This is a genomic window from Flavobacterium sp. ov086, from assembly GCF_900187965.1.
Classification (GTDB): Bacteria; Bacteroidota; Bacteroidia; order Flavobacteriales; family Flavobacteriaceae; genus Flavobacterium.
Window position 1 is genome coordinate 106525 of the sequence record NZ_FZNL01000010.1, and the last position, 13722, is coordinate 120246.

Genomic DNA, 13722 nt, shown 5'->3' on the forward strand with positions numbered 1-13722 from the left:
CAAATACCAACAAAATGAGACTAGAAGTTGATAATGATTTTACAAATAAAAGTATTCAAAAATGCTACATGTGTGAGAATATCGCTACCTCACAAGAGCACGTTCCTCCAAAATGTCTATTTCCGGAACAAAAGGATACAAGAGGAATAGATTTTAGAAAAAATCTTATCAAAATACCTTCATGTGACATTCATAATATGTCCAAATCAGATGATGACGAATTCCTAATGTTATCTCTTTCTGGAATAATTACAAATAACATAATTGGTCAATTTCACTTTCTAACTAAATCTAATAGAGCAATTCAAAGAAAAAGCAAAGATTTTATTAGCAAACAAATTTTAAAAAATCTCAAAGTTGTTGATCTTAAAATATCAGAAAAGCAATTTAAACCTGCTGCTATTGGCCACCCAAATATAGAAAGACTTAACAGCTGCTTTGAACATATAGCTTACGGTCTTTATTATCACGAGTATAATACTAGATTTGAAGGTGAGATTAAGATTTTTTATGGATTTTTAGAATACACTGATCAATATTTTCAAACTTTAAAAAAATTCATAAAAAAGAGATTTGATATAGATGATGAATTAAAACTCCCAAAAAAAGGTGATAATAATCTAGTATTTAATTATGAATTTCAAAAACCTGATAATTTTGGATTATTTTCAGTTAAATTAGTTTTTTATGGAACAACCGAAATCTTTATCTCGTTCAAACCCGAAAACGTAAAAGAACCAGTTGATTTAGCAATGATGCTAATGAAGAATGGCATAAAAACAATAATCAATTTAGATAATGAAAGATTTGAATTTAATTAATTTATTAAAATCTCCATTTTAAAAATAGCAGAATATGAAAAACACGCGCATTAAAGATATTCTTGATGAAACTTTTTCAGAGTTAAAACTATTTTACAGAGATACTAATCTTCCGGAAGACTTAATTACACATTACAAAATTGGGCAAATAATTAAAGAAAGAGGCTTTACTGATATGAGTTATATCGGCGGGGGACTTTCTGGAAATTTGAGATATTTAATTGCAAGTTCTGAAGCTCGGGATTTATCTAAATTCAATCCTGATTCAGTCAAAAACGGACATTCGCTTTTGGATGACAATTCCTTTTTCAAAGTATTGGACATTCAGAAAGTTAAAAACAAAACGCAAATTTTTCTTCTAAACATACCCGGAAATTCTCTTCCACTTTTCAAAAACTCTACTTCAAATCTTGAAGAAGAAATCACAGAAAAAGCCAGACGAAAATTTATTGATAAAGTCGATTCGGCTTTAATACCGGAATTACAAACAGAGAACTGGAAAGATAGAACTAAACTTCCACTTGGAATGGACGAAAATGGTCAATTATTTTTTGATGATTCAACTATAAAAATTGAAGAACCAAAAAGAATCGAAATCAATAAAGCCGAGAAAAAAATCGAGATTAACAAAAAGCCGTGGTGGAAAATTTGGTAATTACTAAAACAACATCACTTAGAATATTGCTTTCTAAATTCTGATGGATTGATTCCTTTATGTTTTCTAAAAACTTTATTCAAATGGCTTTCATCTGAAAAATGCAATTCATCTGCAATTTCATTGATACGCATATCACTGTTTAAAAGTCTGGCTTCGATCAATCTTAATTTGTAATTTGAAATATACTCCTGAAGCGTTTCGCCAGTTTGTTTCTTAAAATACTTTCCTAAATAATGAAGTGAAATATTAAAATGTTCACTTATTATATTTGCTTTCAACTGCTTTGGATCATAAATATTTTCCTGAATATAATGCAATATTTCAAGAACCATCTCTCCGGTTGTTTCTTTAATATTCTTCGGAAGTTTTAAAGCAATGTTTCTTGCAACAACAGTAATAATTGCATTAACGATTTGCTCCGTAATTTTTTGGTGGTAAATCTGCTGATTACTTTGTTCGTTAATAATACTCTCAACAAGTGACCCAATTAAAGGTTTGTCAATTTTATTTTTGAGAATACATCCCGGACGATGACTTGCATTTTGAAGAATATATTCCATTCGCAACACCGTTTCACTTTGTCCGTTTTGAGAATTTGTTTTAATATAATATTCATTAAACCGCAGAAAAAAGAATTTCGTCAGTGTTGAAATTTCAAATGAGTGAACATCTTGCGGTGTTACCAGAAACAGATTCCCTTTTCGATACTGAAATTTATTATTGTTTATAATCTGAGTTCCGGTTCCGTCGACAATATAAATCAATTCAAAGAAATTGTTTCTCCGAATTGTTTTCGGAAACTGTTCCAATTCCTTAAAATCAACTTCAAAAGGATGATATAAATTATTATTTGTCATACTGCTAAAATACAATTTTAGTACCAATTAGTACAATTTTAAGCGAAAGCTAATCTCCTAATTTTGTTTCAGATAACAACTAAAAATTATAAAATGAAAATACTCTTAATTGGTGCAAACGGAACAATTGGTAAAATACTCGAACCAGATTTGGCAAAGAATCATGAAATTATTTCGGCCGGAAGAAACAGTGGAGATTTTAGAATCGATTTATCGGATTCAAATTCGATAGAAAAATTATTCAAAGAAATTAAAAACATTGACGCTTGTATCTGTGTTGCCGGAGATTGCTACACGGGAGATTTACTTTCGCTTGACGAAGAAAAAATAAACATTGGCATTAAAAATAAATTGCTTGGACAAATAAATCTGGTTCTAATTGGGCAAAAATACTTAAACGACAACGGATCATTTACACTTACTTCTGGTAAAATGGGAGATAAACCTGTAACGAATAATACAGCAAAAGCAATTGTAAATGGCGGAATTAACAGTTTTGTGCTTTCGGCTTCTCTTGAATTAGAAAGAGGAATTAGAATAAATGCAATTAGTCCCGGAAAAGTTTCAGACATTCCTTTTGACGTTTTAATTAACGCTTATTCAAAAAGTATCAATGAACCAATAAATGGAGAAATTATTAAAGTAAACTATTAAAATTTAAAAAAATGAAAAATTCAATTGCTATTCTATTCTTGCTTCTAGTTGTAAATTCAGCTATTGCTCAAAAGCCAAAACAGTCAATGAAAACAGAATTTTTAGGTTCCTGGGCTCTGGTTTCTGTTGAAAATACAGATTCAAATGGAACTAAAACATTTCCATACGGAACAAATCCAAGAGGCACTTTATTTTTTGACGAAAAGGGCAATTATGCCGTTCAGATTTATAAGAATGAAAGAGCCAAAATAGTTTCGGGAGATAAAAACAAATGTACTCCTGAAGAAAATGCAGCGATTGTGCAGGGAAGTAATTCGCATTTTGGCAAATATGAAATTAATGATATTGACAAAACTATTATTTTCAAAATAGAAACGGCATCATTCCCAAATTGGGAACAGACAGAACAAAAACGCTCCTATACGTACATCAATAATCTATTAGAATATGTTGTTGTGAATACCACACAAGGCGGAAAATCTGTTACGGCAAAAGTTGTCTGGAAAAAACTATAATCACAAAACCAGTTGAAAAACTGGTTTTTGTACTTTTTGAAGGAAAATTTGGCGACATTTAAAACAACATCACTTTGCAACATTAGATTCTCCCCACGAATCCATCAAAAATAAAATTTCTTTAAGAGAACGACCAAGGTCTGTTAACTCGTATTCAACTTTTGGAGGAACCTGATGATGTACAATCCGATTTACCAAATTATCTTTTTCTAATTCCTTCAGTTTTGCAATAAGCATTCGTTCAGAAATGCCAACGAGTCTGTTTTTCAACTCACTATATCTAAGCTTCTCTTCGTTTAAAAGAAACGTTAGAATATTAATTTTCCATCTTCCGCCAATCATTGCCAGAGTAAATGCAATCCCACAGTTTTCTTTCCAATAAATCTCATTTAGACTATTTGTCGAATTTTCCTTTCTAACATCCATACTTACTATTTTGTTTGTACCATACAATTATGTATGTATCTATATTATTGCAAGTTAACAAATATCTTTGTTATAATAAAAATTAGAAAAATGGAAACAATTAAAACAGCAATTCACTGGTTAAGTTATGCATATTACTTATACATATTCGGATATGCTTCACTCTTCAAAGTCTTTCAAAAAAAATCTATGATGCAAAGCATGCTTTCTTTAGGATTTAATAAAATGTGGACAATTGCGATTGGCGCCTTAGAATTATTTGGCGTTATACTAATCGTAATTGGACTCTTTCAGCCATACTATAAAAATGCCGGTATCTTATTCTTATTACCATTTGCAATTGGAGCATTCACTACACACATGGCGCATCAGGAATACAATCATTATTATAACTCTTTAATTGTATGCATTTTAACAGTCGTTATATTAGCAACAGATAAATCTTTTAGAATAATACTATAAAAATTCAGTTTCAATTTGTTTATCAAAATGAAAAAGTCAAATCATCAAAATCTATATAATTGTTAATGAAAATATTCAGTTCTAAATCACAAAAAACGTTTTCGTAACTAATTGTTATATAATTGTGAAGCTTAAAGCTATTAAAAGTTATTTCAGTATTTTTGTGTTTTTATAACCAAATTTTCAATTAAACTAAAAAATGGCTTTAAACACAACAAACCCAACCGGGACTGAAGCGTGGAAAAATCTGCAAAACCACTATAACGCAATTCACGAAACTACGATACAAGAATTGTTTCAACAAGATAATGCTCGTGTTGAAAAATTCAATTTACAATGGAATGACTTTTTAGTAGACTATTCTAAAAACAATGTTAGCCAGGAAACCATCTCTCTTTTATTAGAATTAGCCAATTCAATTGGATTAAAAGATGCGATAGCGCAATATTTTGGTGGAGAAATCATCAACCAAACAGAAAACAGAGCTGTTTTACACACGGCTTTGCGTGCACCGGAATCAGCAGTTATAAAAGTTGATGGTGAAAATGTAATTCCAGAAGTTTACGAAGTAAAAAACAAAATCAAAAAATTCAGCAGTGAAGTTATTTCCGGAGAAAGAAAAGGTTTCACCGGAAAAGCTTTTACTGATGTTGTAAATATAGGAATTGGCGGTTCAGATCTTGGACCAGTTATGGCTGTTGAAGCTTTACAATTCTACAAAAATCAATTAAACTTACATTTTGTTTCTAATGTTGATGGTGATCACGTTAACGAAGTAATCAAAAAATTGAATCCTGAAACGACTCTTTTTCTGATTGTTTCTAAAACTTTTACAACTCAGGAAACTTTATCAAATTCTGAAACTATAAAAGAATGGTTCTTGAAATCAGCTTCTCAAGAAGATATCGCTAAACATTTTGTGGCGGTTTCAACAAATATCCAGAAAGTAACAGAATTCGGAATTAATCCGGACAATGTTTTCCCAATGTGGGACTGGGTTGGAGGAAGATTCTCTTTGTGGAGCGCCGTTGGATTAAGCATTAGTTTAGCAATTGGTTTTGATAATTATAACGAATTATTGAAAGGCGCTAATGAAATGGACGAACATTTCAAATCAGCTGAATTTGACGAAAACATTCCGGTAATCCTGGCCTTATTAAGCGTTTGGTACAACAATTTCTTTGGTGCCGAAAGTGAAGCTTTTATCCCTTACACACAATATCTACAAAAACTAGCTCCGTATTTGCAACAAGCAACTATGGAAAGCAATGGAAAAAGCGTTGGTCGTGACGGAAAACCAGTAAACTACCAAACTGGAACTATTATCTGGGGAGAACCGGGAACAAATTCACAACACGCCTTTTTCCAGTTGATTCACCAAGGAACAAAATTAATCCCAACTGATTTTATTGGATTCGTAAAACCTTTATACGGAAACGAAGATCACCATGATAAATTGATGTCTAACTTTTTTGCTCAAACCGAAGCTTTAATGAATGGAAAAACTGCAGCACAAGTTCAGACAGAATTTGACAAACAAGGCCTTTCTGCAGAAAAAGCATCTTATTTATTGCCGTTTAAAGTTTTTACAGGAAACAAACCAACAAACACTATTTTGATTCAAAAACTGACTCCAAAAAGTTTAGGTTCACTAATCGCTTTATACGAACACAAGATTTTTGTTCAGGGTGTTATTTGGAATATTTTTAGTTTTGATCAATGGGGAGTTGAACTAGGAAAGCAATTAGCCAACTCTATTTTGGACGAAATAAATACAAAAACTGTTAAGAATCACGACAGTTCGACTTCATTTTTACTAAATCACTTTTTAAAACACAAATAAAAACTTTCGCAAGAAAGTTTTCTTAACAAACTGAAACGCCTTAATTCAACGCAAATTAAGGCGTTTTTTTCGTATAAATATACCATTTCAATTATCTAAAACACCTATAATTGCCAGTTTAGACCTACAACACAGGTAGTATTATTACGATTTTAACAAAAAACACATCTTAAAATTCAAAAAAAGATTATTTTTTTTACTTAAAACAGAAGAAACCATTTTAATACGCAACACAATAGACAAAATTAGTTTTTCTTAACATTTTGATAACATTATCTGATTTTAATGTTATAATTTTGCCAAAAACAATAAACTAAATAACAAATGAAGACAATGAAAAATTGGTTACTTACTGGACTGTTGTTCATGATAGTTTCGACCGCATTTTCTCAAGGAAAAATTTCCGGTACTATTACCGACGGTGTGGCTTCACTACCGGGAGCAAACGTTGCGATCAAAGGATCCTCGGCTGCTACTTCTACAGATTTTGATGGTAAATTTACTATCGATGCTACAACTAGCACAGGAGAAATCGTTATTTCTTACTTAGGTTACGAAAATCAAACTATCAAATTTGCTGTATCAAATGGTGCAACTACAAATTTAGGAAAGATAGTTTTAGTATCTAATTCTAACGAATTAAGTGAAATTGTGGTTAAAAGCAGTGTAATAGATATTGCAAAGGACAGAAAAACTCCTGTTGCAGTTTCTACAATTAAAGCTGCTGAAATTCAAGAAAAATTAGGTTCTCAGGAGTTTCCAGAGATCTTAAAAAGTACACCTTCTGTGTATGCTTCAAAAGCAGGTGGTGGATACGGAGATTCAAGAATTGCTATTCGTGGATTTGACCAAAAAAATATTGCTGTTATGGTTAACGGTGTGCCTATTAACGACATGGAAAACAGTGCTGTATTCTGGAGTAACTGGGCTGGTATCTCTGATGTAACTTCTGCAATGCAAGTACAAAGAGGTTTAGGAGCTTCAAAATTGGCTATTTCTTCTGTTGGAGGAACTATCAACATTGTTACAAAATCTTCTGATGTAAAAGAAGGTGGATCAATTTCTTCTAGTTTTGGTAATAACAACTACTTAAAAGCGCAAGCTTCTTACAGTACTGGATTAATGAAAAACGGACTTTCTGCTTCTGTTTTATTCAGTAGAACTGCTGGAGACGGATATGTTGACGGAACTAAATTTGAAGGATACAACTATTTCATGGCTTTTGGATACAAAATCAATGATAAACATAGTTTAGAATTTACATTTACAGGAGCGCCTCAATGGCACGATCAAAGAACTACTTCTCCACTTTTAAGTGATTTCTTAAAATACGGAAGTGACGGTAAAACACCAAATGTCAAATACAACTCTGATTGGGGAATGAGAAATGGTGAGGAATATAATTTAAGAACAAATTATTACCATAAACCTGTAATGTCTCTTAACTGGGATTATAACATCAACGAGACTACGAAATTATCTACAGTAGTTTACGCTTCATGGGGACGTGGAGGAGGAACTTCATCAAATGGTGGTATTAGAGGTGACAATCCATACTCAACTAACAACAAGTTAAGAACAGCTGATGGTCTTGTTAATTTTGATTTAATTCAAAATTGGAACACAGGTCAGGCAACAACTTTAGGAACAAGAGTTCCTGTAAACGGTCAATACGAAAATAGTGCTGATTCAGGACGCAGCAGCGCTGGAGTTATCAATAACACAGCAGGTGTTTCACAAATTGCTTCTGTAAACTCTCACAACTGGTACGGAACTGTTATCAACTTAGATAAAAAACTTACTGATAACTTAACTTTAGATTTTGGAGTTGAAGGAAGAATGTACCAAGGTATTCACTTTCAAAACTTAATTGATTTATTTGGAGCTGATGTTTACAAAAACACTGCTAACAAAAACAATAACCCTGAATATTTCAGCACAACTTATGCTGCAAGACCAAGTGGAAACCCATTTATCAGCACAGATTACCAAGACAGAATTAACTACTGGAATGACAGTAAAGTAAACTACTACGGAGCTTTTACTCAATTAGAGTACTCTATTGGTAACTTAACTGCTTTCCTTCAAGGAGCTGTATCTCAACAACAATACAAAAGAATTGACCACATGAAGTATCTTGCTTCAGATCCTCTTTCTGATACTGCCTTTGAAAACATTACAGGTGGAGACGTTAAAGCTGGAGCAAACTACAACATTAATGACCACCATAATGTATTTGCAAACGCTGGTTATTACTCAAAACAACCGTTTTTCAATGCAGTATACCCAAACAATGCTTCAATAGTAAACCCGAATCTTACAAACGAAAAAATAAAAGCAATCGAACTTGGTTATGGTTTCCGTTCAGGAATCTTCAATGCTAACTTAAATGCTTATTATACTACTTGGGATGACAGATTTACAACTGCACTTGATCAAGCATCAACTAATCCTAGCGGATATTACACTTTCCAAGGTGTTAATGAAATACATAAAGGTATCGAACTAGATGTTACAGCCAGACCAATTGACAAGTTAAAATTAAACGGAATGATCTCTGTTGGTGACTGGACATATAAAGGTACTGCTACAAGTAGTCGTTTTGATGTTAGTAATAATCCAATTAGTGGAGATCAACCTTTATACCTTGATGGTGTAAAAGTTGGAAACAATGCTCAAACTACAATGGCGGTTGGAGCAGCTTACGAAATCTTAGACGGTCTTAATGTTGATGCTAACCTAAACTACTCAGAAAAGTTATACGGAAATATCGATGTATCTAAATTTGCTGCTGCAAACAACAAAGGTGCTATGGAATTACCAGGTTTTGCAACTACAGATGCTGGTGTATCTTACAAATGGAATATTGCTCCAAAATTAGGTGCTTTAAACTTCAGATTAAACGTGAACAACGTTTTTGATAAAATCTTCATCAACGAATCATTCACAAATATTTTTGCAGATGATAATCTTCCTGTTGCAACTGGACAACCAGCTGGCTCAAAAGGAACTTATGCTTCTAATGGACAACTTTACAACGGAGTTGCTACTGCAAACAAAGTTTACTTCGGTTACGGAAGAACTTGGAACTTTAGCTTACGTTACGATTTCTAAGAATTTAGAATCTTAATAAATAATAAAAACGGCATTGACTTTTAGTTTAATGCCGTTTTTTTATACCCTTTTTTGCTATATTTGTTTTAACAAAAAATCTAGTTTATGTACCATTTTCTACAAAAATTCCATTCGGGTTGGGCTTACTTAGCTTTATTACTTTTATTAATTGCAGTCGTAAATGCTATTATCGGATTAACTTCAAAGAAAGAGTTTACAGCCAAAGATCGTAAAATTGCTCTATTTGCTTTAATAGGCACACACACTCAATTATTGATAGGTTTAATACTCTATTTTGTCTCTCCTTTAGGAAAAGCAGCTTTTGGACAAATGTCTAATGCAGAACTTAGACTTACATCATTAGAACACCCTCTTATTAATATTATCGCTATCATTTTGATAACCATCGGATGGTCAAAACATAAAAAATTAATCAATAGCGAAGCTAAATTTAAAACTTTTGCTATTTTTTACGGATTAGGATTATTGCTTATATTAAGTAGAATCCCGTGGAACCTATGGTTCTAAAAAACCAATTAAAGCCCTAAAATTCTAGGGCTTTTTTTATCTCGGCATATTATTTGTACAAACTCCCCAAGTCTGAAAAAAAATAAAAAATGAGAAATAAAAAACATATTTTACTCACAACACTTACTATAACCTTTTTAAGTTGTTTTACTTATGTCATAAGTCAGACAAAACCAGTAATCGAATCTAAACCACCTCAGGATACGGTAAAAACAATAAGACCCAATTTAATTGCAATACCAACTGATTCTGTTTTTACGGATAAAGGTTTAAAATTAAAACCATACAAGAAAAACGCTCATGCCTCCTACTATGCTGATCGTTTTAATGGTAAAAAAACCGCAAACGGAAGTAGATTCAGTAACAGTGCTTATACTGCTGCACATAAAAAACTTCCATTTGGAACAAGAATAAAAGTAACAAATGAAGCTAACGGAAAATTTGTAATCGTAAAAGTTACCGATCGTGGACCGTTTGTTAAAACAAGAGAACTTGACTTATCGAAAAGAGCCTTTATGGAAATCACCAAAAGCAAAGGAAGTGGTGCCATGAAAGTGACAATTGAAACAATAGTAGAATAAAAAAATCCCGTCTTGAAATTTCAGGACGGGATTTTTCTTTTAAACAAACTTTCTAATACTCATTATAATTCCAGTATGGATTCCTTCATGGTAATTGTTAAAGCTCAAAGCTCCCTCAATGTCTTTTAATAAAAAACCCATACTTGTTAGATATTCCGTATAAGTAACGAAGATGTTATTCGCATAATCTCTTTGAACCTGATCTAAAGTCGAAGAAAGTAACGCTCTTATTTCGTCAACTTCGGCTTGTGATACATCGCCTTCCGGTTTGGTTCCTTTTCTATACTTGGCAATAAACTCTTCGGAAACCATCGTTGGTAAACCTGACAATTTGTAGATTAAAACCTGTTGCGAAGAGACACAATGCGCGATATTCCAAATTAAATTATTAGTAAATCCCTCTGGGATCTTGTTCAATTGTTCTAATGAATGATTGTCTAAAACCTTCAAAAGAATTTCTCTAATGGTTTTTTGTACTTCAAAAACTGAATTCATAATTTTATTTTTTTTCTAAAATTAGGCATTTTTAACTTTTAAATGAATTTTCTTTGTAGTCTCTTAAATTAAAAATTATGAACAAAATATATTACTTAGCTTCTTGCGATACTTGTCGAAAAATCATCAAAAGTCTGCCAAAAGATAACAATCTGGTTTTTCACGATATTAAACAAAATCCGATTACGGAAGCGGAACTTGAAGAAATGTATCAACTTGCAGGCAGTTACGAAGCATTATTCAGCAAAAAAGCGCAATTGTACAAATCGATGGATTTAAAAAACAAGTCTTTGACGGAAGATGATTATAAGAAATATATTTTAGAACATTATACTTTTATAAGTCGTCCGGTTTTTATTATTGATGAGAAAATTTACATTGGTAATACGCAACCTGTAACCTTACAGGTTCAGAAAGCTTTAGAAAAATAAAAAGTTAGCCACAAATTTCACGAATTTTCACGAATTATTTGTTGAGCTTAAAAGTTGCCACAGATTAAAAAGATTCTCACAGATTGGTAAAATCTATAAAGGCATTTAATCTGTGGCAAAAGAGAAACAATGAATTCGCACTAGTTAAATTTGTGTAAATTCGTGAAATTCGTGGCAAAAACCTTTAAAACCGTTTGCTCTGAACAGATTAGACATTTTACATCTAAACACAGCAAACTTTTATTTATCTTTGCGCCTTTATACTCAATTATATGATACAATCTATGACAGGGTTTGGCAAAGCTTCTTTGCAATTGCCTACAAAAAAAATTACCGTTGAAGTAAAATCCTTAAATAGTAAAGGTTTGGATTTAAACGTGAGAATGCCGTCGCTTTATCGCGAAATGGAATTAGGTTTAAGGACTCAGATCTCTACGAAACTTGAAAGAGGAAAAATTGATTTTGGGATTTACATTGAAAGTACTTCTGAACAAACTTCGACTAAAGTAAATGTACCTGTTGTAAAAAACTATATCGCTCAGCTTAAAGAAGTTTATCCTGATGCCGATGAAACTGAATTAATGAAAATGGCCGTTCGTATGCCTGATACGTTAAAAACGGAACGCGAGGAAATCGATGAAAACGATTGGGAACAAATTCAGGTTATCATTGAAGAAGCGCTTCAAAATATCTTAACTTTTAGAAAAGACGAAGGTGAATCTCTTGAAAAAGAATTCAACTTAAGAATTGGAAATATTCGTCAGTACATGAATGATGCTTTGGCTCTTGATCCGGAACGCGTTCAGGCGATAAAAGACCGTTTGCAAACTGCAATTTCGGAATTACAGGTTAATGTTGATGAAAATCGTTTTGAACAAGAATTGATTTATTATCTAGAAAAACTGGATATTACCGAAGAAAAAGTTCGTTTGACAAATCACTTAGACTATTTTTTAGAAACCATAAAAGGTACTGAAGCTAATGGTCGTAAATTAGGTTTTATTACTCAGGAAATGGGTCGCGAGATCAATACAATGGGTTCTAAATCAAATCACGCTCAAATGCAGAAATTGGTTGTGATGATGAAAGATGAATTAGAAAAAATTAAGGAACAAGTTTTGAACGTTTTGTAAAAAGCGATGAAAACATTTCTTTTTTCAGTTCTTCTTTTAATAAGTTGGAATATCAAAGCTCAAAATATATCTGAAATAAATAACGTTTTAGAAATACCAGATACATTAGCATTTGAAAAAGAAATTCGCATTTATAAAGATTATTCCACAACAAATGGAATGAAAATTTTAAGAATGTATGATGAAGGAAAAAATAATTGGATTGTTATTATATATTCATATTCTTTAAATCAAGTAACTAAAATTAATGAAATACATTTTCCAAAAAAAAACATTGGAAAATTAAAACCAAAAAACGCATATTTGATTTGGCTCAATTTGCTGATAACGAATATTGAATTTCTTCCAAATATGGAAAGCATTAGATACAAATTTGGCAAATCGTATATAGATGCAGATCGAGGGGAATATGGCATTGCAAAAGAGGTAAAACATGTTTTGGATGGACAAGGTTATCAGGTTTTTATTAAAAACGGGGAAAATAAAAACTATTTTTCCTTTAATAATCCAGAAACGTATCTAAAATATTATCCTTCTGTTGATGAACTAATCGCTTATAATAAAATATTATCAATCTTAGAAAAAGAGTTTAGTTTTTAGAATGATTGATCACATATAAATACATAATGAACAAAGGAAAATTAATTGTCTTTTCGGCACCTTCGGGATCGGGAAAAACAACTATAGTAAGACATTTACTTGGGAAAGAAGATTTAAATTTAGAATTTTCGATCTCAGCGGCTTCACGCGACCCACGCGGAGAAGAAGAACACGGAAAAGATTATTATTTTATTTCGTTAGAACAATTCAAAAAACACATTAAAGCCGAAGAATTCCTGGAATGGGAAGAAGTTTACCGCGATAATTTTTACGGTACTTTAAAATCAGAAATCGAAAGAATCTGGGCTTTAGGAAAAAACGTGATTTTTGACATTGATGTTGCAGGCGGATTGCGTATTAAACACAAATTTCCAGAACAAACTTTAGCCGTTTTTGTAAAACCTCCAAGTGTTGACGAGCTAAAACGCAGACTAAAACAACGTTCTACTGAAACTGACGACAAAATAAACATGCGTATTGCAAAAGCTTCTGTTGAACTGGCAACTGCTCCACAATTTGACACTATCATAAAAAATTATGATTTAGATACTGCTAAAGAAGAAGCCTACCAATTGGTAAAAGATTTCGTAAATAAAGACTAGAA

General features: G+C 32.0%; 16 protein-coding genes. 13 read left to right on the forward strand and 3 right to left on the reverse strand.

The genetic code is table 11. The features are described from left to right. Positions 1-14: 14 nt before the first annotated feature. Positions 15-821, forward strand: a complete 807-nt coding sequence (locus tag CHB81_RS12660) for a hypothetical protein (protein ID WP_089352225.1) — start codon at positions 15-17, stop codon at positions 819-821. 34 nt (positions 822-855) lie between these two features. Next, positions 856-1476, forward strand: coding sequence for a hypothetical protein (locus CHB81_RS12665; RefSeq protein ID WP_089352226.1), 621 nt, complete (start codon positions 856-858; stop codon positions 1474-1476). A 14-nt stretch (positions 1477-1490) separates the two neighbouring features. Here CHB81_RS12665 and CHB81_RS12670 read toward each other — a convergent pair whose 3' ends face one another. Beyond that, positions 1491-2336: an AraC family transcriptional regulator gene (locus CHB81_RS12670; RefSeq protein ID WP_089352227.1), complete on the reverse strand. Its 846-nt coding sequence runs from the start codon at positions 2334-2336 to the stop codon at positions 1491-1493. Positions 2337-2429: 93 nt separating this feature from the next. On the opposite strand from CHB81_RS12670, the gene CHB81_RS12675 reads away from it, so the two are divergent. Both CHB81_RS12675 and CHB81_RS12680 read left to right on the forward strand, forming a co-directional pair. Beyond that, positions 2430-2990, forward strand: a complete 561-nt coding sequence (locus CHB81_RS12675; RefSeq protein WP_089352228.1) for a short chain dehydrogenase — start codon at positions 2430-2432, stop codon at positions 2988-2990. Between the two features lie 11 nt (positions 2991-3001). Then, on the forward strand, positions 3002-3505 hold the full coding sequence (locus CHB81_RS12680; RefSeq protein WP_089352229.1) for a lipocalin-like domain-containing protein: 504 nt from the start codon (positions 3002-3004) through the stop codon (positions 3503-3505). A gap of 69 nt (positions 3506-3574) precedes the next feature. On the opposite strand, the gene CHB81_RS12685 is transcribed toward CHB81_RS12680, so the two are convergent. Then, on the reverse strand, positions 3575-3931 hold the full coding sequence (locus tag CHB81_RS12685) for a helix-turn-helix domain-containing protein (protein ID WP_089352230.1): 357 nt from the start codon (positions 3929-3931) through the stop codon (positions 3575-3577). Positions 3932-4021: 90 nt separating this feature from the next. Between CHB81_RS12685 and CHB81_RS12690 the strand changes: the two genes are divergently transcribed. The 5 genes from CHB81_RS12690 (at position 4022) to CHB81_RS12710 (ending at position 10459) form a co-directional block, all read left to right on the forward strand. Further along, positions 4022-4393, forward strand: a complete 372-nt coding sequence (locus CHB81_RS12690; protein WP_176427524.1) for a DoxX family protein — start codon at positions 4022-4024, stop codon at positions 4391-4393. A gap of 199 nt (positions 4394-4592) precedes the next feature. Then, positions 4593-6236: a glucose-6-phosphate isomerase gene (gene pgi / locus CHB81_RS12695; RefSeq protein ID WP_089352232.1), complete on the forward strand. Its 1644-nt coding sequence runs from the start codon at positions 4593-4595 to the stop codon at positions 6234-6236. A gap of 333 nt (positions 6237-6569) precedes the next feature. Continuing rightward, the gene (locus CHB81_RS12700) at positions 6570-9350 is read left to right on the forward strand and encodes a TonB-dependent receptor (RefSeq protein ID WP_369597377.1); all 2781 of its coding nucleotides are present in this window, start codon (positions 6570-6572) and stop codon (positions 9348-9350) included. 105 nt (positions 9351-9455) lie between these two features. Beyond that, positions 9456-9878 carry a hypothetical protein gene (locus CHB81_RS12705; protein ID WP_089352234.1) on the forward strand — a complete coding sequence of 141 codons (423 nt, stop codon included), beginning with the start codon at positions 9456-9458 and terminating at the stop codon, positions 9876-9878. 89 nt (positions 9879-9967) lie between these two features. Then, a complete protein-coding gene (locus CHB81_RS12710) occupies positions 9968-10459 on the forward strand; it encodes a septal ring lytic transglycosylase RlpA family protein (protein WP_089352235.1) in 492 nt (163 codons plus the stop codon). Between the two features lie 39 nt (positions 10460-10498). On the opposite strand, the gene CHB81_RS12715 is transcribed toward CHB81_RS12710, so the two are convergent. Continuing rightward, complete coding sequence (locus CHB81_RS12715; RefSeq protein WP_089352236.1) at positions 10499-10954, reverse strand: DinB family protein; 456 nt, start codon at positions 10952-10954, stop codon at positions 10499-10501. 77 nt (positions 10955-11031) lie between these two features. On the opposite strand from CHB81_RS12715, the gene CHB81_RS12720 reads away from it, so the two are divergent. The 4 genes from CHB81_RS12720 (at position 11032) to gmk (ending at position 13720) form a co-directional block, all read left to right on the forward strand. Continuing rightward, positions 11032-11385 (forward strand): arsenate reductase family protein, encoded by a 354-nt coding sequence (locus tag CHB81_RS12720; RefSeq protein ID WP_089352237.1) that lies wholly within the window; start codon positions 11032-11034, stop codon positions 11383-11385. A 272-nt stretch (positions 11386-11657) separates the two neighbouring features. Next, positions 11658-12518 (forward strand): YicC/YloC family endoribonuclease, encoded by an 861-nt coding sequence (locus tag CHB81_RS12725; RefSeq protein ID WP_089352238.1) that lies wholly within the window; start codon positions 11658-11660, stop codon positions 12516-12518. A gap of 6 nt (positions 12519-12524) precedes the next feature. Further along, positions 12525-13118 carry a hypothetical protein gene (locus tag CHB81_RS12730; RefSeq protein ID WP_089352239.1) on the forward strand — a complete coding sequence of 198 codons (594 nt, stop codon included), beginning with the start codon at positions 12525-12527 and terminating at the stop codon, positions 13116-13118. Between the two features lie 26 nt (positions 13119-13144). Then, positions 13145-13720, forward strand: a complete 576-nt coding sequence (gmk, locus tag CHB81_RS12735) for a guanylate kinase (RefSeq protein WP_089352240.1) — start codon at positions 13145-13147, stop codon at positions 13718-13720. Positions 13721-13722 lie beyond the last annotated feature (2 nt).